A 20,255-nucleotide genomic window follows, 5' to 3' on the forward strand; every position below is an offset into this window, starting at 1 on the left:
AGTCATAATTGATCAAGCTTAGGAGTGAACGCCATGAGAATCCGTAGCCTCGTCATTGCCGTACTGCTGGCCAGTGCCGGTACCGCCCACGCAGATACCTTGCCCACCCAGGCCTCGTCATCGAGCTTCGTGACCGGATGGACTACCGGTAACGGTACTAATGTACTTGCTTCCGGTGTCCTGCAAGGCAACCTGAACCTGGTTGGCGGCGTGGCGCACAGCGCCAACGCAAGCCTGATGGACCTCCTGATGGGCAAAGTGGCAGGTACGGTCGGGCAGGTCGATGGCCAGACCAGGCTGTTCTTCCAGCGCGGCATCGAGGCCAACTACCTGCTGGCTTCGGGCCATGGCATCCTCGCTGCGACGCTCGGACCGGGCACCTCGGTGGTCGGCTCGGCCGACGGCGCCATCATCTCGAGCGGCCTGATCCCGCCACCGGCCGGCATGCCCGCCGAAGCCGGACAGGGCGGTGGCTCGGGCGGCAAGCCGGGAGCTGGCGGGTCGAACGGCGGCGCGGGCGGCGGCAAGCCGGCCAACGGCGGCGGCCAGGGCGGTAATGGGAATGGCCAGGCCGGCGGTAGTGGCAGCGGCAACGGCGCGGGCGATCCCAACGCCAACGGCAACCACGGCAACGCCAACGGTATCAACAACGGCACCGCCAGCAATGGCAACGGTAACGGCAACAACGGTAACGGCAATGGGAATGGCGGCAGCAACGGTGCCGGCAGCGGCAATGGCTCCGGTGGCGGCGGCGCCGTCGGCAACGGCAACAACGGCAACAACGGCAACAACGGCAACAACGGCAACAACGGCAACAATGGTAACGGAAGTGGTGGCGGCTCCGGTGGTGGCAACGGCAACGGCAACGGCAACGGCAACGGCAACGGCGGGGAAGCCGGTGGGGGCGATGGGGCCCCGGGCGGCACCGAAGACGATCCGACCGGCGATGTTCCCGGCACGGGCGGCCTGCCGGGCCAAGCCGGTCCCCTCTTGCCAGCGCCAGGGGCCGAGCCGGCCCAGGTGCCCGAACCTTCCAGCATCGCCCTGATGCTGCTTGGCATGGCCGGCGCCGGCGTCTTCGCCCGCCGCCGCAAGGGCTGATCGCGCTTCCAGCGGGATGGCAGCGGCCATCCCGCACCTTTGCAAACTTCCCAACGCAGCGCCAAACCTGTCGGGTACAATCCTCGTGAACGACCGTGCTTTTTAAGGCGGCAAGCACAAGGAGACGACATGGACCTGCACTACACGGACGAGGACCTGGCCTTTCGCGACCAGGTCCGCGCCTTCCTCGATACCCATTTGCCGAGCGAGATACAGGCCAAGGTGCGCAAGCACCTCAGGCTGGGCAAGGATGACTACGTGCGCTGGCACCGACTCCTCGCCAGGCAGGGCTGGGTGGCGCCGGGCTGGCCCGTGGAATTCGGCGGACCCGGATGGACGCCGGTGCAGCGCCACATCTTCGAGGACGAGTGCGCCCGCGCCGGCACCCCGCGCATCATGCCCTTCGGGATCGACATGGTCGCGCCCGTCATCATGGCCTTTGGCAGCCAGCAGCAGAAGGACTACTTCCTGCCGCGCATCCTGTCCTGCGAGGACTGGTGGTGCCAGGGCTACTCGGAGCCGGGCGCGGGCTCGGACCTCGCCTCGCTCAAGACCACGGCCGTGCGCCATGCCGACCCCGGGGGCGACTACTACCTCGTCAATGGCCAGAAGACCTGGACCACGCTGGCCCAGCATGCCGACATGATCTTCTGCCTGGTGCGTACCGATCCTGCCGTGCGCAAGCAGGAAGGCATCTCCTTCCTGCTGATCGACATGCATTCGCCCGGCGTCACGGTGCGGCCGATCATCATGCTCGACGAAGACCATGAAGTGAACGAAGTCTTCTTCGACAACGTCCGGGTACCGGCGGCCAACCTGGTGGGCGAGGAAAACCGCGGCTGGACCTATGCCAAGTACCTGCTGGGCCACGAGCGCACCGGCATCGCGGCGGTCGGGCGCAGCAAGCGCGAGCTGGCTTTCCTGAAGCGCCTCGCGCGGCGCGAGCAGAAGAACGGCCGTCCGCTGCTGGAAGACCCGCTGTTCGGCGCCAAGGTGGCCGAACTCGAGATCGAGCTGATGGCGCTCGAGATGACGGTGCTGCGGGTGCTGGGCAGCAGGCGCCAGGCGCCCGGCCCCGAAGCCTCGCTGCTGAAGGTGCGTGGCACCGACATCCAGCAAAGCCTCACCGAACTGATGCTGGAAGCGGCCGGCCCGATGGCGCTGCCTTTCGATCCGGCCTACCTGGAAGGCGAGCATGAACACAGCGTCGGCGGCGACGACGATGCCGCGCCGCTCGCCTCGTACTACTTCAACTACCGCAAGACCTCCATCTACGGGGGCTCGAACGAAATCCAGCGCAACATCATCACCCAGATGATCCTGGGGCTGTAAGGAGAATCCCATGCACTTCGACTTCAACGAAGAACAGCGCCAGTTCGCCGATGCGCTCAAGCGCTGGATCGGACGCGACTACGGTTTCGAACAGCGCCGCGCGATCATCGGCTCCGAGGCCGGGACCTCGGCCGCGGCCTGGGCCACCCTGGTGGAGCTGGGGATGACGGCGCTGCCGGTGCCCCAAGCCCAGGGCGGCTTCGACGGCGGCGCGCTCGACCTGTTCGTGGTGATGCGCGAACTGGGTCGCGGCCTGGTGGTGGAGCCCTACCTCGCGACCGTGCTGGGCGCGCGCTTCCTGATGCTGGCCGGGGCGGACACGGCCCACGCCACGGCGTTGCTGGAACGCGTCGCTGCCGGCGACCTGAAACTCGCCTGCGCGCTCGGCGAGCGCCAGTCGCGCCACGATCTGCGCGACATCGCCACCCGCGCCGAGCGCGATGGCGCAGGCTGGCGCCTGTCGGGCCGCAAGAGCGCCGTCGTGCATGGCGCCGAGGCGGGCGTGCTGGTGGTCTCGGCGCGCAGCAGCGGCGCGCAGCGCGACGAAGCCGGCATCAGCCTGTTCGCGGTGCCGGCCGATGCGCCGGGGCTGGAGCTGCGTGGCTACCGCACGCTCGATGGCCTGCGCGCCGCCGAGGTGGTGCTGGACGGCGTGCGGCTGCCCGCCGAGGCCCTGCTGGGCGCGCCCGATGCGGGCTGGGAACTGCTCGACGCCGGCGCCGACCATGGCGCCAGCCTGCTGTGCGCCGAAGCGCTGGGTGCGATGGAAGCGCTGTTCGAAGCCACCCTCGACTACCTCAAGACGCGCCAGCAGTTCGGCGTCCCGATCGGCAAGTTCCAGGCGCTGCAGCACCGCATGGCCGACATGTACCTGCACCTGGAACAGGCGCGCTCGATGGCCATGCTGGCCGCCGTCAAGCTCGACACCCTGGGCAGCGCGGACGGTGCCGAGCGCCGGCGCGTGGTGTCCGCCGCCAAATACCGCGTGGGGCAGGCGGCGCGCTTCGTCGGCCAGCAGGCGGTACAGCTGCATGGCGGCATGGGCGTGACCGACGAACTGGCCGCCGCCCACTACTTCAAGCGCCTGTCGATGATCGAGCTGACCCTGGGCGACCGCGACCATCACCTGGCGCGCTTCATGGCGCAGCCGGGCTTCCAGCTCGCCGCATGAACGAGGACGGCATGAAGCAGACCTGGTATTTCGAGGATTTCTTTGCGGGCCAGGAGATCGACCTGGGCGAGCGTTGCGTGAGCGAGGAAGAGATCGTCGCCTTCGCCCGTGCCTACGATCCCCAGCCCTTCCACGTCGACCGCGAGGCGGCTGGCGCGTCGATCTACGGCGGCGTGATCGCCAGCGGCTGGCATACCTGCAGCATGATGATGCGGATGGTGGTCGATGGCCTGATGTGCGCCGCCTCGAGCATGGGTTCGCCCGGCCTGGACGGCGTGCGCTGGCTGCGGCCGGTGCGCGCCGGCGACACGCTGCGGGTGCGCTACCTCACCACCGCCGTCAAGGCCTCGGCTTCGAAGCCCGACCGCGGCGTGGTGTGGTCGAAGTGGACCGCCACCAACCAGCACGGGGAAGAAGTCTGCACCATCGAAGGCATGGGCATGTTCGGACGCCGGCCCGCGGGAGGCGGCGATGCCGGTCACGATCCCGTTTGACGGTTTGCCTGCCCTGGTCGGGACCGAGCTTGGCGTGTCGTCCTGGTTCGAGGTCGGCCAGCAGCGCATCGATACCTTTGCCGAGGCCACCGGGGACCGGCAGTGGATCCATGTGGATCCGCAGCGCTGCGCGCGCGAATCGCCTTTCGGCGGCCCGGTGGCGCACGGCTTCCTGACCCTGTCGCTGCTGCCGGCGATGCTGGAAAGCGCGCTTGCCATCGACGGCATGCGCATGGGCCTGAACTACGGCCTGGACCGGGTACGCTTTCCGGCACCCCTGCCGGCCGGCAGCCGGGTGCGCGGACGCTGGACGCTGGCGGCGTGCGATCCGGTCGACGGTGGCGTGCAGCTGACCTGGAGCGTGACGGTGGAAGCGGAGGGCGGCGGCAAGCCGGTCTGCGTCGCCAGCTTCCTGGTGCGCGCCTTCGCGTAGGGTGGGCGGCTCCACCGGGAGGGGGGAGAGAAGGCTGCGGGTGCGCCGCCCACGCGGTCAGGCAGCGCTAGCGCAGCCGATACGGCGCAGCCACCCATCCTACGGCTGCCCGTACCTGGCCAGCTCCAGCTTGGCGATCGCGTTGCGGTGCACCTCGTCCGGCCCGTCCGCCAGCCGCAGCGCGCGGTTGCCGGCCCACTGGTAGGCCAGCGGGAATTCCTCGGACACGCCGGCCGCGCCATGCGCCTGGATCGCCCAGTCCAGCACGTCCTGCGCCACGTTCGGCGCCAGCACCTTGATCATGGCGATTTCGGCCTGCGCCCCCTTGTTGCCCACCGTGTCCATCATGTAGGCGGTCTTCAGCGTCAGCAGGCGCGCGGTGTCGATGCGGATGCGGCTCTCGGCGATGCGTTCGCGCCAGACGCCCTGTTCCGACAGCTTGCGCCCGAAGGCGATCCGGGTCTCGAGGCGCCGGCACATCAGTTCCAGCGCGCGCTCGGCCACGCCGATGGCGCGCATGCAGTGGTGGATGCGGCCCGGACCCAGGCGCCCCTGGGCGATCTCGAAGCCGCGTCCTTCGCCCAGCAGCATGTTGGCGGCCGGCACCCGCACGTTCTCGAACAGGATCTCGCAGTGCCCGTGCGGCGCGTCGTCATAGCCGAACACGGGCAGCGGGCGCAGGATGCGGATGCCCGGGGTATCGGCCGGCACCACGATCATCGATTGCTGGCGGTGGCGCGCCGCCTGCGGGTCGGTCTTGCCCATCACGATGAAGACCTTGCAGCGCGGATCGCCCGCGCCGGAGATCCACCATTTGTGGCCATTGATGAGGTAGTCGTCGCCATCGCGTTCGATGCGGGTGGCGATGTTGGTCGCGTCGGAAGAGGCGACCTCCGGCTCGGTCATCGCGAAGGCGGAGCGCATCTCGCCGCGCAGCAGGGGTTCCAGCCACTGCGCCTTGATCCCGTCACTGGCATAGCGTTCCAGCGTCTCCATGTTGCCGGTATCCGGGGCCGAACAGTTGAACACCTCGGGCGCCCAGGGCACGCGGCCCATGATCTCGCACAGCGGCGCGTAGTCGAGGTTGGACAAGCCTTCCGGCGCCCGGCTGGAGCTGGGCAGGAACAGGTTCCACAGGCCGGCCGCGCGCGCCAGCGGTTTCAGGCGCTCGATGAGCGCCAAAGGCAGCCAGCGCGTGCCGCGCTCGCGCGCGTTGGCCGCGATCTCCTCGCCGAAGGCGCGTTCGTTGGGATAGATATGCTCGTCCATGAAGGCGAGCAGGCGCGCCTGCAGTTCCTGGCAGCGCGGCGAATAGGCGAAGTCCATGGGTGTCCTTGTCGGTTTATCGGCTGCGGGCCGCGAAGCCCCACGCCATCTCGGCCATCGGGCGCGCGGCCTTGCCGTTCTCCAGGGCCTGGGCGCTGGCGGCGGTACCGTCCACGTAGCGCTTCATGATGCCCTGCATGATGGCGGCCAGGCGGAACATGTTGTAGGCAAGGTAGAAGTCGAAGTCTTCGCTGCGGATGGTCTTGCCAGTGCGTTCGCAGTAGCGCGCCACGTAGGCGTCCAGCGAAGGGATGCCGAGGGCGGCCAGGTCCAGGCCCGCGATGCCGCGGAAGCGCCCGGGGGGGATGTGCCAGCTCATGCAGTGGTAGGAAAAATCGGCGGCCGGGTGGCCGAGCGTCGACAGCTCCCAGTCCAGCACCGCCAGGATGCGCGGCTCGGTCGGGTGGAAGATCATGTTGTCGAGGCGGTAGTCGCCGTGCACGATGCTGGTGTCCTCGCCCGCCGGAATGTGCTGCGGCAGCCACTCGATCAGGCGGTCCATCGCCTCGATCGGTTCGGTGCTGGAAGCCTGGTACTGGCGCGTCCAGCGCTCGATCTGGCGCGCGAAATAATTCCCCGGCTTGCCGTAGTCGCCCAGGCCGAGCGCCGCGTAGTCCGCCGTGTGCAGCAGGGCGATGACGCGGTTCTGCTCGTCGTAGACGGCGGCGCGCTCGGCTGGCGACATGCCTGGCAGCGACTGGTCCCACAGCACCCGGCCCTCGACGCATTCCATCACGTAGAAGGCGCGCCCGATCACGGCTTCGTCCAGGCACAGGGCGTACTGGCGCGGCACCGGGAAGCCGGCGCCGTGCAGCGCGCCCATCACGCGGAACTCGCGGTCGATCGCATGGGCCGACGGCAGCAGCTTCGCGGCCGGGCCCGGCTTGGTGCGCAGCACGTAGCGCATGCCGCCGGCGCTCAGCCTGAAGGTGGGGTTGGACTGGCCGCCGCGGAACTGTTCCACGTCCGGGGCGCCGCCCGGGTAGCCCTCGACATGCTGCGCCATCCAGGCGCCCAGCGCGGCCGCGTCGAAGCGCTGGCGCTCGGACACCGGCTTGGTGCCCATCATTTCCTCGTACATGGGGTCTCCGTTCTTCTGTTTGTCCCGCATTCTAGCCCGTTCCAGAGAAAAAAGGTACGGACGTGCTATTTCCCGGCGGGCGCAGGACGGCGGCTCCTGCGGTACTGGCGGTACAGCAGTTCCATCGTGGTCGCGCGGGCGTCCGGCTGCAGCGGGGCCGGGGGCAGGTAGTTGACCAGGCGTACCACCCAGTCGCGTGGCTCCGCTCCGACGTCGAGCGCATTGATGCAGCCCGCCGACTGGGCCAGGCCGCCCAGGAACAGGCGCTGGCCGGTCAGCGCGAAGGACAGGATGGCGCAGTTCACGCCGCCGTGCAGCACCAGGAGGCTGGTGTCCCAGTCCTCCAGCGCGCGCAGGCGGGCGAGGGCGGGGTGGACCCGGTCCATCAGTTCGCCCACCGATTCCCCGCCCAGGAAGCGCTGCCCTTCGTCGACCACGCCTTCGAAGGCGCCGGTGAAGGCGCGCCGCAGTTCGCCATCAGGGATCTGCGACAGGCGGCCGCCGCGGATCTCGTGCAGCGCCGGCCAGGCCTCGGGCGTGATCGCCTGGCCACTGGCGGCCAGCACCCGCTGCGCCGTTTCCACCGTGCGCGGCAGGCCCGATACGATGACCCGGTCGAAGCGCACGCCGGCGGCGCGGAAGGCCTGCCCGGCCGCATCGGCCTGGTCGCGGCCGTCCGCGTTCAGGGGCACGCTTTCGGGCAGGTAGGGATTGCCGCCCTCGTCGAAGTAGCTGACGCTGCCGTGGCGCATCAGGTAGATGCGGCGCCGCTGGCCGGGTGCGGGGAGGGTGTCGTTCATCGGCTTCCTTGGACTGTCGCTTGGCCTGGCCATCTTACACGCGATGCCGTTCCATCGAGGCGAAACCGCGACATTTTCCCGTTGGCAGCGTTTTTCGGCGGTTTCGGGCCGGGGTTCTGGCATAAAATATTTGCTGCAAGGCATAAATCAAGGAATGTTCATGGCAAGGCCGGAAAAAATTCGACTCGGCGAAGTGCTGATCCAGCAAAAGCTGCTGTCGGAAGAACAGCTCGAACAGGCGCTGGCGGACCAGAAGCGCACCGGGCGCAAGCTGGGACGGGTGTTCGTCGAGAGCGGCTTCGTCACCGAGGACCAGATCTCGAGCGCCCTGGCGCGCCAGCTGAACATTCCCACCATCAACCTCAAGTTCTACAACATCCACCCGGACCTGGTGCGGCTGCTGCCGGAGACGGCCGCGCGGCGCTTCCGCGCGCTGGTGCTGGAAGACCGGCGCGAGAGCGTGCTGGTGGGCGTGTCCGATCCGACCGACCTGTTCGCCTACGACGAGATCGCGCGCCTGCTCAAGCGCGGGGTCGAACTGGCCGTGGTCAATGAGACCGAGGTGCTGGCCGCGATCGACCGCATCTACCGCCGCACCGACCAGATCACCGACTTCGCGCGCGAGGTCGAGCAGGACGTGGGCGACGCCTCGGTCGATTTCGGCGCCCTGGCCGCCAATCCGGGCCTGGAAGAAGCGCCGGTGGTCAAGCTGCTGCAGTCGGTATTCGACGACGCGGCCCAGGTGCGCGCTTCCGATATCCACATCGAGCCGCAGGACGGGCGCCTGCAGATCCGCTTTCGCATCGACGGCGTGCTGCACCTGCAGACCGAGGCCGATATCAAGGTGGCGATGCCGCTGGCCCTGCGCCTCAAGCTGATGGCCGACCTCGACATCTCGGAAAAGCGCCTGCCGCAGGATGGCCGTTTCGCGGTCAAGGTGCGCAACCAGCGCATCGACGTGCGCCTGTCGACCATGCCGACCCAGTACGGCGAATCGGTGGTCATGCGTCTGCTGGGCCAGTCCGGCAACCAGCTGCGCCTGGACGCGATCGGCATGCCGCCGGAGCTGGTGGCGCGCTTCCGCCAGATCGTGCAGCGCCCGAACGGCCTGGTGCTGGTGACGGGCCCCACCGGCAGCGGCAAGACCACTACCCTGTACAGCGCGCTGTCGGAACTGAATTCGGTGGAAAAGAAGCTGATCACGGTGGAAGACCCGATCGAATACCGCCTGCCTGGCATCAACCAGGTGCAGGTGAACGACAAGATCGACCTGGACTTCGCGCGCGTGCTGCGCTCGGCCCTGCGCCAGGATCCGGACATCGTGCTGGTGGGCGAGATGCGCGACCAGGAAACCGCCCAGATCGGCCTGCGCGCCGCGATGACCGGCCACCTGGTGCTGTCCACCCTGCACACCAACGACGCCGCCAGCACGCCGCTGCGCCTGATGGACATGGGGGTGCCGCGCTACATGGTGAGCGGTTCGCTGCAGGCGGTACTGGCGCAGCGCCTGGTGCGCCTGGTGTGCGAGAGCTGCACCACGCCCTACCAGCCGACGCCCACCGAGCACACCTGGCTCAAGGCGGAACTGGGCGAGACGGTCGACGCGCAGCGCTTTTTTTACGGGCGCGGCTGCTCGCACTGCAACGGCACCGGCTACCGTGGCCGCACCGGCGTGTACGAACTGCTGGAGATGACGCGCAAGGTGATCGACGCCGCCAACCACCCCGATCCGGCCCATTTCCTGAAGGCCGCCTATGCCGAGATGGGCGGCAACACGCTGCGCCGCCACGGCGTGGCGCTGGCCGTGCAGGGCCGCACCACCGTGTCGGAAGCGATGCGGGTCAGTAACCAGCACGACGAATAATGCCCTTCTTCGCCTACAAGGGCCGCAACGCGCGCGGCGAACTGATGCAGGGCGTGCTCGAGGGCGCCGACAGCGGCGCCGTGGCCGACCAGCTGTTCGCCACCGGCGTGACCCCGGTCGAGATCAGCGCGACCAGCCGCAAGGTGGCCAGCAGCGGCGCCGAGGGCGGCTGGTGGGCGCGTCTCACCGAACCGAAGATCACTTCCTTCGACGTGCAGCTGTTCAGCCGCCAGATGTACACCCTGCTCAAGTCGGGCGTGCCGATCATGCGCGGCCTGGCCGGCCTGCAGGAATCGGCGATCAACCGCGCCTTCGGGCGCGTGCTGAAGGACTTGCGCGAGTCGCTCGACTCGGGGCGCGAGCTGTCTTCCGCGATGCGCCGCCATCCGGAGGTGTTCAGTTCCTTCTACCTGTCGATGGTGCGGGTGGGCGAGATGACCGGGCGCCTGGAGGAAGTCTTCCTGCGCCTGTTCGAGCACCTGGAATTCGACCGTGACATGCGCGAACGGGTCAAGACGGCGCTGCGCTACCCGAGCTTCGTGGTCATTGCGATGGCGATGGCGATGGTGGTCGTGAACGTGTTCGTGATCCCGCAGTTCGTCAAGGTGTTCGAGTCCTTCGATTCCGAGCTGCCGCTGATGACGCGGATCCTGATCGGCAGCTCCGCGTTCATGGTGCGCTACTGGCCGCTGCTGGCGGCGCTGGCGGCCGGCGCCTTCATGGCGTTTCGGGCCTGGACCGCCACGCCCAGGGGCCGCTACACCTGGGACAGGCACAAGCTGCGCATCCCGATCGCCGGCAAGATCATCCACAAGGCGACCATGGCGCGCTTTGCGCGCAGCTTCGCGCTGTCGCAGCGCAGCGGGGTGCCGGTGGTGCAGGTGCTGACCGTGGTGTCGCAGACCGCCGATAACGCCTACCTGGCGGCGCGCATCGAGCAGATGCGCGACGGCGTCGAGCGCGGCGAAAGCATCCTGCGCACCGCGAGCGCGGCGAATGTCTTCACCCCGATCGTGCTGCAGATGATCGCCGTCGGCGAGGAATCGGGCTCGCTCGACGACCTGATGGACGAGATCGCCTCCATGTACGAGCGCGAGGTCGACTACGAGCTGAAGACACTGTCGAGCCAGATCGAGCCGATCCTGATCGTGTTCCTGGGCGCGATGGTGCTGGTGCTGGCGCTCGGCATCTTCCTGCCGATCTGGGACCTGGGCCGGGCGGCGTTCCAGAAGTGATCGCGCTGACCGACCGGCTGCGCCCGCGCGGCCACACCCTGTTCGAGCTCGGCGTCGTCGCCTGCCTGTTCGCCGCCCTGGTCGGGATCTTCCTCACCTACGTGCCGCGCTACCGGGCCGAGGCGGAAGGGGTGCAGGCCAGGCAGGTGGTGGCCGCCCTGCGCAGCGCGCTGTCCGCGCGCGCGGCCCAGGTGGCCGCGGCGCAGGGCGAAGCGGGCCTGCGGGCGCTGGCCATGCAAAACCCGGTGGAATGGCTGCAGCGGCCTCCGGAAAACTATCTCGGCGAATATTACAGGCCCGATGCCGCTTTGCTCCCGGCCGGGCATTGGTATTTTGACCGGGCTGATAAAATCCTCGTGTATTTCCCCAACAGATATAAAAGTTTTTCGTCAGAATCATCAAAGTTGCTGAGGATCAAGGTAAAATTTCTAAGCTTGCCAAGCTCGGTCGCAAAGCGTGGACGGAGCGTGGAAACCATGGGATTGGCGCTGGAAGAAATCGATTGAGCCATTCCCATTCATTTTTGCAATGCGGTTCCATTTCGGACCATTCTTTTTCGGAGAAGTAAAATAATGAACAGCAACTTCAAACGCAGCGCCCAAGGCGGTTTCACCCTGATCGAGCTGATCGTTGTGATCGTCATCCTGGGTATCCTGGCCGCAACCGCGCTGCCGAAGTTCATCGACCTGGGCAAGGATGCGCGCGAAGCGAGCGTCAAGGGCGTGCGTGGCGCGATGAATTCCGCCTCGGCGCTGGTGCACGGCAAGTGGCTGGTCAAGGCCGAAAATCCGGTGGTGGTCGATGGCGGCAGCATCTCGGTGAACACGGCCGGTTTCCCTGACGGCGCCGGCATCGTGGCCGCCGCCAGCCTGTCGGCCTCCGACTACACGATCACCACCACCGCCACCACCGTGACCGTCTCGCCAAAGGGCCTGACCACGGCGATCGAGACCGCCGGCAGCTGCACCGTGACCTACACCATCGCGACCGGCGTCGCCACCGTGCCCGACACCCTCGTCTGCGGCTGATCTTCCCCACCGTGAACGGCCGCTTCCGCTGCTCCGCGCCAGGCGCGGCCGTCTCACCGCAGCACGGACGCCAGACGGGCTTCACGATGGTCGAGCTGATCATCGTCCTGGTCCTGATCGGCGTCCTCGCCGCCCTCGGCGCCGGCCGCTTCGCCGAGCGCAAGGATGTCGACGCGGCCGGTTTCGCCGAACAGACCCGCAGCATGCTGCGCCATGCGCAGAAACTGGCGATCGCCCAGAACCGCAGCGTCCACGTCCTCATCGAAGCCAGCCGCATCAGCCTGTGCTTCAATGCCGGCGCCTGCACGGCGGCCAGCCGCGTCCCGGCCCCGGCCGGCGGCAACAGCGGCAGCAGCGCCACCCGCGCGGCCTGCGCCTCCACCACCTGGTTCTGCGAAGGCCGCCCTGACGGCGTGACGCTGGCATCGGCCGGCACGCTGCCGGCCAGCCTGTCCTTCGATGCGCTCGGCCGTCCCAGCGCCGGCCTGGCCCTGACGGTGGGCGGCAGCGGCGCCCCGGTCGCGGTCAACGTGGCGCCGGAGACCGGGTATGTCCACTAGGCGGGCGCCGGGCCGCCAACGCGGCCTCACGATGATCGAACTGATCGTCTTCATCGTCGTCATCAGCATCGCGCTGGTGGCCCTGCTGCACGTGCTGGGGCTGACCAGCCGCCACAGCGCCGATCCGCTGCGCCGCAAGCAGGCGCTGATGCTGGCCGAGGCCATGCTCGAAGAAGTGCAGCTGGCCCGCTTCACCTATTGCGATCCGTCCTCCGACAACGCCGATACGGCGGAAAGCAGCGCCGACTGCACGATACCCGAAGCCTTCGGGCGCAACGCGCCGGAGCCGGCCGGCAGCCGTCCCTACGACAACATCAACGACTACGTGGCGGCCGCGGGCACGCCCACGCTGGCCTTCAACAACGCCGCCGGCCGCCTGGCCGACGTCAACGGCACGCCGCTCGACCTGGCCGGCTACACGGTGCGCCTGACGATCACGCCCGCGGCCCTGGGCGGCATCGCCGCTGGCGGCAACAGCGCCGATGCCGAGGTGCTGCGCATCCGCGTCACCGTCGAGTTCGACGGGGACAGCCTGGCGCTGGACGGCTACCGCACGCGCCACGCGCCGAACATGCTATGACCGCCCCGCGCATGTTCCGCCAGCCGCGCGGCTTCACCCTGGTCGAGGCGATCGTCGTGATCGCCGTGATCGGCATCATCGCCGCCATCGTCGCCGCGTTCATCCGCACCCCGGTACAGAACTACATCGATACCGCCACCCGCGCCGAACTCACCGACGAGGCCGACCTGGCCCTGCGCCGCATGGCGCGCGACATCCGCCTGGCGCTGCCCAACAGCGTGCGGGTCAGCGCGGATGGGCGCGCCATCGAATTCCTGCTGACCAAGACCGGCGGGCGCTACCTGGCGCAGGAGGACGGGGTGGCCGACCGCCCGGTGCTCGATTTCACCAACCCGGCCAATACGGGCTTCACGGTGGTCGGCGAACTGCCCGGCGGGAGCCAGCAGATTGAGGCGGGCGACTGGATCGCCGTGTACAACCTCGGTATCGAGCATGCCAACGCCTATCTGGCGAATGCGGCCACGGGCGCGCGCAACATCGCCCGCGTGACGGACGTGGACGCGGCCCGGAAGCTGGTCCAGCTGGCCAGCAATCCCTTCGCCCAGCAGGATCCGCCGCTGGCCTCGCCGACGCGCCGCTTCCAGGTCGTCACCGGCCCGGTTACCTATTTTTGCGGCAACGGCCAGCTGACGCGGCAATCCGGCTATGCGATCAGCGCGGCCCAGGTGGCGCCGCCGGTGGCGGCGGGACCGGGCGAGAACGGCAGCGCCGTCAGCCGCCTGCTGGCCGCACGCGTGGGCGCCTGCCGCTTCGACTATGGCAGCACCGCCAACCAGCGCACCGCGCTGGTGTCCATGACGCTCGAACTGCTGCCGCGCAGCGCCAACCACGCGGGCGTCACGCTGGTGCACCAGATCCACGTGGAGAACACGCCATGACGCGCCGCTCCCTCGGGCTGCCGCGCCGCATCGCCCATGCGGCGGGCATCGGCCTGATCACCGCGATCTTCCTGCTGGTGGTGCTGGCGGCGCTCGGCGTGGTAGCGGTGTCGGTGGCGACCTCGCAGCGCGCCACCGCCACCATGGACGAGCAGGGCGCGCGCGCCTACCAGGCCGCGCGTGCCGGCGTGGAGTGGGGCGCCTTCCAGGTGCTGCGCCTGGCCCAGTGTCCCACCCAGTCGTTCGCGCTGCCCGAAGGCAGCACGCTGGCCGGCTTTACCGTGACGGTGCAGTGCCGCCTGGTGCACGACCTGGAAGCGGCCGACGGCGAGGACCCCACCGCCCTGGACCGCTGGGTGATCACGGCCACCGCGTGCAACATGCCGGCCGCCGGCAGCGGTGCCTGCCCGAACGCGGCCGCCACCAGCGTCGAGTATGTCCAGCGCGTGATCGAAGTGAGGATTTGATGAAGCAAGCCCTACTCACGTTCGGCAAGGCCTGCGCGGCGCTGGCGCTGGCGGCCGCCAGCGGCGCCGTGCTGGCCCAGGCCAGGTACGACGTGCCGCTGCGCGTGACGGAAAAATTCAGCGGCAACGTCAACTTCGTCGGCACCCAGGCCAGCATGCGCACCCAGGCCAACCGCAGCGGCACCACCAATGCCTGCGCGGTGGTCAGCGCATCGACCGAGATCACGGCCAGCCTGCAGGGCGTGCCGGCCAATTCGAGGATTCTCAGCGCCCAGCTGTACTGGGCCGGCTCGGCCGCCACGCCCGACTACGAGGTGACGTTCGAGAACACCACGGTGCGCGCCGCCGACGATCGCCAGTACCGCTCGAACACCACCGGCAGCCACTATTTTTCCGGCGCCGCCGACGTGACGCCGCTGGTGAAGGGCAATGGCACCTACCGCTTCAAGAACCTGAGCATCAATGTGGGCAGCCCCTACTGCGCGCCGGAAGGCGTGCTGGGCGGCTTCGCGCTGCTGGTGGTGTATGAGAACGACAGCGAACCCTATCGCAACCTGAACCTGTACGAGGGCTTCCAGTACATCCACAACCCCGCCGGCAGCGCGAACGTGTCGGTGACCCTGAACCTGAAGGACTTCAAGATCCCCGACCTGAACCGCACCAGGGCCACCGGCCGCCTCGGCCACATCACCTGGGAAGGCGATCCGAACCTGTCCGAAGGCGGTGAGGTCCTGAAGTTCAACAACTACGAGATGAGCGACGCCAGCAACCCGGGCGGCAACCAGTTCAACTCGCTGAGCAGCATGACGCCGGGAATGGCGTCGCACGGGATCGACTTCGACATCTATACGCTGGACCACCCCGTCATCAAGACCGGCCAGACCAGCGCCACCACGGTATACCGCTCCGGACAGGACCTGGTGCTGCTGAGCGCGGAAATCATCGCCGTACCCAACGTGGCGCCGACGGTCGACCTGAAGCTCGACAAGACCCGCACCAGCGAACTGGTGGTCGGACTGGACGCCAGCTACACCTTGAGCGTCACCAACCTCGGCCCCGGTTCGTATAGCGGAGCGAGCATCGTCGACTACCTGCCTTCGGGCCTGCGCTTCCAGTCCGCCGCCGGCACCGGCTGGAGCTGCGTCTACTACATCATCCTGTACTGCGAGTATGCCGGCACACTGGCCCAGGGCCAGGCCGCGCCGCCGCTCACGGTGGTGGCGCGGGTCGAGAAGACCGGTACCCTGACCAACGTGGCAAGCGTGCTGGCGCCGGATACCGATCCGAACACGGCCAACAATACCGACAGCGACAGCGGCGTGGCCGAGCAGCCGAGCGCCGACCTGAGCTTCGTGTTCACCGACCGCGTCTGCACCGCGAACATCGCGATCGGCAACGCCAGCCAGCCCTGCAAGCCCTTCGCCGGCCCCGTCGTGGCGGGGGCCAGCACCCAGGTCTTCGTCACCGCGATCGCCAATGGCGTGCCGGTCAAGCCGGCTTCCACCCTGGCCAAGCCCAGCCTGCGCTTCGGCCTGAGTTGCCTGAATCCCGCGGTCGGCATGCTGGGTTCGAGCTATGGCGTGGCGTTGCCCCAGTGCGCGGCGAGCGGCGCGGTGCCCGCCGCCGGCACCGGCGTCGGCACCTGGGGCGCGGCCCAGACCCTGGACTTCAGCGCCGCACCCTCGGTGGCCCTGAACTTCGTGTACCACGACGTCGGCAAGGTGCAGCTGTACCTGCAGTCCACCGCCACTTCGAAGACGGCGGCCAGCCTGCCCTTCGTGTCGCGTCCGGCGCGCCTGGCCTTCACGCTGATCGAACGCAACCGTGGCAGGTTCGCCAACCCGGGCGCGGCCACCGGTGCCGATCCGATGTTCGCCGTGGCCGGCGAGCCCTTTACCGTGAGCGTGATTGGCGCCACGCTGCAGGGCGCGGCCACGCCGAGCTTCGGCGCCGAAGGCGCGACCGTCACCCTGGGCGTCGGCAAGCCGCTGGCCACTGCGGAGGCGAACGCGATGCGCACCATGCCGGACCTGGGCGGCGAGGCCTGGACCCTGCAGAACGGCGTGTTCACCGCCGCCAGCCTGTCCTGGGGCGAGGTCGGCATCCTGCGCCTGTGGCCGCGCCTGGACGGCGAGGGCGAGTTCGGCAACTACCTCGGCACCGGCCCGGTCGACAGCGTCGACGTGCGCAATGTCGGGCGTTTCGTGCCGGCCTATTTCAAGACGGTGGCCAGCGGCCAGTTCGCTTGCCTGGCGAAGATGGCCTGCGCCGCGCGTGGCGACGGCGCTGTGTACTCCGGCCAGCCGTTCGCGGTGACGGTGGTGCCGATGGCCCAGGATGGCGAGGAGCTGGACAATTTCAGCGGCCCGTTCGCGCGCGAGATCACGCTCAGCGCCTACAACGCGCCGGCTGGTACCACGCTGAACCCGAACGGCGGCAGCCTGGCCCTGGGCGCCGGGGCCAGCGTGGTGGTGCCGAAAACCGGGATCGTGGCGGGCACGCCGATCAGCGTCAAGCCGGGCTACACGTTGCCGAAGCGCTTCAGCTACACCAGACCGAACGCGCTCGACTGGACCGCGCCGACCCCGGTGTTCCTGCGAGCCGTGTCCAAGCAGGAGGGCACCGAAGAGGTCACCACGTCGCTGCGCGCGAGCGCGGCCGCCACTCAGGAGGGCGGTGTCACGGTGCTCAATGGCCGCCTGCGCCTGTCGAACGGCGCCGGCTCGGAACTGCTCAAGCTGCCCGTGACCACCGAGGCCCAGTACTGGACCGGCAGCGCCTGGGCCAACAACACGGCCGACGACAGCAGCGAGGTCAGCTTCGCCCAGGCCGGCAACCTGTCCTTCCTCGGCTGCAAGCGCGCCCTGGCCGACGGCAGCGGCTGCAAGAGCGTGCTGGGGCCGGTGGCCGGGCCGGCCTACCGGCTGAGCGCCGGGCGCGGCGCCTTCGCGATCCGCGCGCCGGGCGCCGGCAATATCGGCAGTGCGCTGCTGGTTGCCAACAACCCGGCCTGGCTGCCCAGCACCCAGACCCTGCTGGCCTTCGGCGGCTTTCACAACAGCCGCCTGATCTTCCTGCGGGAGATGTACTGAGATGCGGGCCCGATGGCATGGCGCCGTGCAGCCACGCTCGTCCCGCATTGCATTTGCATTTAAGCAAAAAAATCTGCGCTTGGATGCAAGCGCTGCATATAATCAACGATTCAGAATTTCCGTCGCTCGAGCAGGATTGCATGCGTCTCTTTAGGAAAGCAAACAAGAAACAGGGCTGGCTGGCGCTCGCCGTTCACCGCGATGGTCTGGTGGGCGCTGCCGTGCGCCGCGCCGGCGGCGGCATGCCAGTAGTGGTGGGCGTCGGTTTCCTGCAGGGCGAGGCCGGCCCCGAGACGCTGGCGCGCCTGGGCGCGGAACTCGATGCGTCCAGCTTCCAGCTCAGCCACCTGCTCGGCAACGGGCACTACCAGCTGCTCACGGTCGATTCGCCCAATGTCGCGCCGGACGAGCTGCGCACCGCGGTGCGCTGGCGCCTGAAGGACATGCTCGACTTCCATGTCGACGACGCCACCATCGACGTGTTCGACATCCCGGTGGACAAGGGGGCCGCGGTGCGCCCCCAGCAGACCATGTTCGCGGTCGCGGCGCGCAACAGCGTGATCGGCGCGCGCCAGCGCCTGTTCGAGGAAGCCAAGCTGGCGCTGGAAGTCATCGACATTCCCGAAATGGCGCAGCGGAATATCTCGGCCCTGCTGGAAACCGAAGGGCGCGGCCTGGCGATGCTGTCGGTCGCCGAGGATGGCGCGCTGCTGACGGTCTCCCATGGCGGCGAGCTCTACCTGGCGCGGCGGATCGACGTCCCGCTCGAGCTGCTGACGCATGCCGACATCGAGCGCCGCCACGGAGGCTTCGACCGCATCGCACTCGAGCTGCAGCGTTCGCTCGACCATTTCGAGCGCCAGTTCTCCTTCGTCAGCGTGGCGCGCCTGCTGCTGGCCCCATCGCCGGCCGATGGCCTCGAAGCGTACCTGTCGAGCAACCTGTACATCGCGGTCGACCAGCTCGACCTGGCCAGCGTGTTCGACCTCGGCGCGGTGCCTGCCCTGGCCGACAAGGGCCTGCAGCACCGCTACTTCCTGGCCCTGGGCGCGGCCCTGCGCCACGAGGAGCTGCTGCCATGAGCCAGCAGATCAACCTGTTCAACCCGGTCTTCCGGAGCCAGAAGAAAATATTCGCGCTTGCCACCATGGCCCAGGCCATGGGCGTGCTGGTGCTGGGCGTGGCCGCACTCGCGTTCTATGGCCAGCTGCAGCTGGCCCAGCTCGAGCGCGAAGCGGCGCTCGGCGCCGGGCGCCTGGCGCGCAAGCAGGCCAGCCTCGGCGCCGTCGCCAACGAATTCGCGCCGCGCAAGAAGAGTGCCGAGCTGGCGGCCGAACTGGCCCAGGCCGAGACCCAGCTGGCCGCCCTGCAGCGCATCTCCGGCGTGCTCGAGCGCGGCGAGCTGGGCGACACCAGCGGCTATTCCGAATACCTGCGTGCGCTGGCGCGCCAGAGCCTGGACGGGCTGTGGCTGACGGGCCTGGGCATCGCGACCGGCGGGCGCGAGATCAGCATCCGTGGCCGCGCCCTCGACCCGGCCCTGGTGCCCACCTATATCGGGCGCCTGACGAGCGAGGCGGCGCTGCGCGGCAAGGCCTTCGCCGGCATGCAGATCAGCGAGGCGGCGCCCTTGCCGCGGCCCGGGGCGGACGGCAGGGACGCGGCGGTGCCCGCGCCCTACGTGGAATTCAGCCTGCAGGCACGGGCGGGCGAGGGCAAGCCATGACGCAAGCCATGAAGCAGACCTGGTTGAAACTGGCGGGGCGCGTGGATGCCCTGAGCCTGCGCGAGCGGGTGCTGGCCTTCGCCGCGGCCGCGGCCACGCTGCTGTTCCTCGCGCACTTCTTCGTGCTGGGTCCCATGTTCGCGCGCCAGGACGAGATGGCGGCGCAGATCGCGCGCCAGCAGAACAACATCACCGGCATCGACACCGAGATCGCGCAGGCCCTGCAGGCCTACCAGCGCGATCCGGATGCGGCCGTGCAGGAACGCCTGAGCGCGGTACGCACCGAGGCGGCGGCACTGGGCGACAGCCTGCGCGCCATGCAGCGCGGCCTGGTGCCGCCGGAACGCATGGCGCCACTGGTGGAATCGATCCTGCGCGCGCATGGCCGCCTGCAGCTGGTCTCGATGCGCACGCTGGCGCCGATGGCGGTCGGCGCCGACGCCGCCGCGCCCGCGCCCGCGGCCAGCCCGGGCGTCCCGCCCGCGCCGCTGCCGGAACTGCTATACCGGCACGGCACCGAAGTCGTGGTGCGCGGTAACTACCTGGACATGATCGCCTACATGGAAGCGCTGGAAGCGATGCCGACCGGCCTGTTCTGGGGAAATGCCGAGCTGGCGGTCGAGACCTGGCCGACGGCGCGCCTGACCCTGACCCTGCATACGCTGAGCCTCGATCCGAAATGGATGACTTTGTGAATTCCTTCGCCCCTATCGCCGTACTCGCGCTGCTGCTGGCGGCACTGCCAGGCCCGGCCCAGGCGGCCAGCCAGCCGCTGCGCGACCCGACCCGTCCGCCGCCCCAGGCGGGCCAGCCTGCCGGCGGATCCGACGCGGCCGGCGCCACCGCCACGCGCGCGCCGCAACTGCAGTCGGTGCTGGTCGGCCGCGGGCGCGACGGCCGCCAGGTGGCCGTGATCGACGGCCAGAGCGTGCGCGTGGGCGACAGTGTCCAGGGGGCGCGCGTGACCCGCATCGATGCCGGCGAGGTCGAACTCGTGCGCGGCAGGGAACGGCAGGTGCTGCGCCTGCATCCTTCCACGCGGCAGGAAGACGTCCGCCGCACCCCCTCCCAGAATGACCGGAACTGA

21 protein-coding genes are annotated in these 20,255 nt (G+C 68.8%); 18 read left to right on the top strand and 3 right to left on the bottom strand.

Features of this window, described 5'->3' with window-relative positions; genetic code table 11:
• The first annotated feature begins 33 nt into the window (after positions 1 to 33).
• From LCI23_RS04475 to LCI23_RS04495, 5 genes are all read left to right on the top strand, one after another.
• The gene (locus LCI23_RS04475; protein ID WP_224944702.1) at positions 34 to 1,101 is read left to right on the top strand and encodes a PEP-CTERM sorting domain-containing protein; all 1,068 of its coding nucleotides are present in this window, start codon (positions 34 to 36) and stop codon (positions 1,099 to 1,101) included.
• 129 nt (positions 1,102 to 1,230) lie between these two features.
• Positions 1,231 to 2,433, top strand: coding sequence for an acyl-CoA dehydrogenase family protein (locus tag LCI23_RS04480; RefSeq protein ID WP_224944705.1), 1,203 nt, complete (start codon positions 1,231 to 1,233; stop codon positions 2,431 to 2,433).
• Between the two features lie 10 nt (positions 2,434 to 2,443).
• A complete protein-coding gene (locus LCI23_RS04485; protein ID WP_224944707.1) occupies positions 2,444 to 3,604 on the top strand; it encodes an acyl-CoA dehydrogenase family protein in 1,161 nt (386 codons plus the stop codon).
• Positions 3,605 to 3,615: 11 nt separating this feature from the next.
• Positions 3,616 to 4,098 (top strand): MaoC family dehydratase, encoded by a 483-nt coding sequence (locus tag LCI23_RS04490; RefSeq protein WP_224944710.1) that lies wholly within the window; start codon positions 3,616 to 3,618, stop codon positions 4,096 to 4,098.
• Positions 4,076 to 4,531: a MaoC family dehydratase gene (locus tag LCI23_RS04495; protein WP_224944712.1), complete on the top strand. Its 456-nt coding sequence runs from the start codon at positions 4,076 to 4,078 to the stop codon at positions 4,529 to 4,531. Before LCI23_RS04490 ends, LCI23_RS04495 begins: the two co-directional genes overlap by 23 nt.
• Before the next feature lie 99 nt (positions 4,532 to 4,630).
• Here the strand turns inward: LCI23_RS04495 and LCI23_RS04500 are convergent, their stop codons facing one another.
• From LCI23_RS04500 to LCI23_RS04510, 3 genes are all read right to left on the bottom strand, one after another.
• Positions 4,631 to 5,857, bottom strand: a complete 1,227-nt coding sequence (locus tag LCI23_RS04500; RefSeq protein ID WP_224944715.1) for an acyl-CoA dehydrogenase family protein — start codon at positions 5,855 to 5,857, stop codon at positions 4,631 to 4,633.
• Between the two features lie 16 nt (positions 5,858 to 5,873).
• The gene (locus LCI23_RS04505; protein ID WP_224944717.1) at positions 5,874 to 6,938 is read right to left on the bottom strand and encodes a phosphotransferase; all 1,065 of its coding nucleotides are present in this window, start codon (positions 6,936 to 6,938) and stop codon (positions 5,874 to 5,876) included.
• Between the two features lie 65 nt (positions 6,939 to 7,003).
• Positions 7,004 to 7,738 (bottom strand): histidine phosphatase family protein, encoded by a 735-nt coding sequence (locus LCI23_RS04510; RefSeq protein ID WP_224944719.1) that lies wholly within the window; start codon positions 7,736 to 7,738, stop codon positions 7,004 to 7,006.
• Between the two features lie 160 nt (positions 7,739 to 7,898).
• On the opposite strand from LCI23_RS04510, the gene LCI23_RS04515 reads away from it, so the two are divergent.
• From LCI23_RS04515 to LCI23_RS04575, 13 genes are all read left to right on the top strand, one after another.
• Positions 7,899 to 9,602, top strand: a complete 1,704-nt coding sequence (locus tag LCI23_RS04515; RefSeq protein WP_224944721.1) for a GspE/PulE family protein — start codon at positions 7,899 to 7,901, stop codon at positions 9,600 to 9,602.
• Positions 9,602 to 10,837 (top strand): type II secretion system F family protein, encoded by a 1,236-nt coding sequence (locus tag LCI23_RS04520; RefSeq protein ID WP_224944723.1) that lies wholly within the window; start codon positions 9,602 to 9,604, stop codon positions 10,835 to 10,837. Before LCI23_RS04515 ends, LCI23_RS04520 begins: the two co-directional genes overlap by 1 nt.
• Positions 10,834 to 11,343, top strand: a complete 510-nt coding sequence (locus LCI23_RS04525; RefSeq protein WP_224944726.1) for a Tfp pilus assembly protein FimT/FimU — start codon at positions 10,834 to 10,836, stop codon at positions 11,341 to 11,343. The genes LCI23_RS04520 and LCI23_RS04525 overlap by 4 nt, the downstream gene beginning before the upstream one ends.
• A 66-nt stretch (positions 11,344 to 11,409) precedes the next feature.
• Positions 11,410 to 11,865, top strand: a complete 456-nt coding sequence (locus LCI23_RS20610) for a type II secretion system protein (RefSeq protein ID WP_307727700.1) — start codon at positions 11,410 to 11,412, stop codon at positions 11,863 to 11,865.
• Between the two features lie 11 nt (positions 11,866 to 11,876).
• On the top strand, positions 11,877 to 12,425 hold the full coding sequence (locus LCI23_RS04535) for a prepilin-type N-terminal cleavage/methylation domain-containing protein (protein ID WP_224944728.1): 549 nt from the start codon (positions 11,877 to 11,879) through the stop codon (positions 12,423 to 12,425).
• Positions 12,415 to 13,005 (top strand): prepilin-type N-terminal cleavage/methylation domain-containing protein, encoded by a 591-nt coding sequence (locus LCI23_RS04540; RefSeq protein ID WP_224944730.1) that lies wholly within the window; start codon positions 12,415 to 12,417, stop codon positions 13,003 to 13,005. The genes LCI23_RS04535 and LCI23_RS04540 overlap by 11 nt, the downstream gene beginning before the upstream one ends.
• A complete protein-coding gene (locus tag LCI23_RS04545) occupies positions 13,002 to 13,883 on the top strand; it encodes a prepilin-type N-terminal cleavage/methylation domain-containing protein (RefSeq protein ID WP_224944732.1) in 882 nt (293 codons plus the stop codon). The genes LCI23_RS04540 and LCI23_RS04545 overlap by 4 nt, the downstream gene beginning before the upstream one ends.
• Entirely contained in the window at positions 13,880 to 14,350 is a 471-nt protein-coding gene (locus LCI23_RS04550; RefSeq protein WP_224944739.1) for an agglutinin biogenesis protein MshP, read from the top strand. Before LCI23_RS04545 ends, LCI23_RS04550 begins: the two co-directional genes overlap by 4 nt.
• Complete coding sequence (locus tag LCI23_RS04555; RefSeq protein WP_224944741.1) at positions 14,350 to 17,442, top strand: DUF6701 domain-containing protein; 3,093 nt, start codon at positions 14,350 to 14,352, stop codon at positions 17,440 to 17,442. The genes LCI23_RS04550 and LCI23_RS04555 overlap by 1 nt, the downstream gene beginning before the upstream one ends.
• A 140-nt stretch (positions 17,443 to 17,582) precedes the next feature.
• Entirely contained in the window at positions 17,583 to 18,524 is a 942-nt protein-coding gene (gene pilM, locus LCI23_RS04560; protein ID WP_224944743.1) for a type IV pilus biogenesis protein PilM, read from the top strand.
• On the top strand, positions 18,521 to 19,168 hold the full coding sequence (locus LCI23_RS04565) for a PilN domain-containing protein (RefSeq protein WP_224944745.1): 648 nt from the start codon (positions 18,521 to 18,523) through the stop codon (positions 19,166 to 19,168). Before pilM ends, LCI23_RS04565 begins: the two co-directional genes overlap by 4 nt.
• Positions 19,165 to 19,863 (top strand): hypothetical protein, encoded by a 699-nt coding sequence (locus LCI23_RS04570; protein WP_224944747.1) that lies wholly within the window; start codon positions 19,165 to 19,167, stop codon positions 19,861 to 19,863. The genes LCI23_RS04565 and LCI23_RS04570 overlap by 4 nt, the downstream gene beginning before the upstream one ends.
• A complete protein-coding gene (locus tag LCI23_RS04575; protein ID WP_224944749.1) occupies positions 19,860 to 20,255 on the top strand; it encodes a hypothetical protein in 396 nt (131 codons plus the stop codon). The genes LCI23_RS04570 and LCI23_RS04575 overlap by 4 nt, the downstream gene beginning before the upstream one ends.

The sequence above is a fragment of the Massilia sp. MS-15 genome, from assembly GCF_020176695.1.
Taxonomy (GTDB): Bacteria; Pseudomonadota; Gammaproteobacteria; order Burkholderiales; family Burkholderiaceae_D; genus Telluria; species Telluria hydrophila.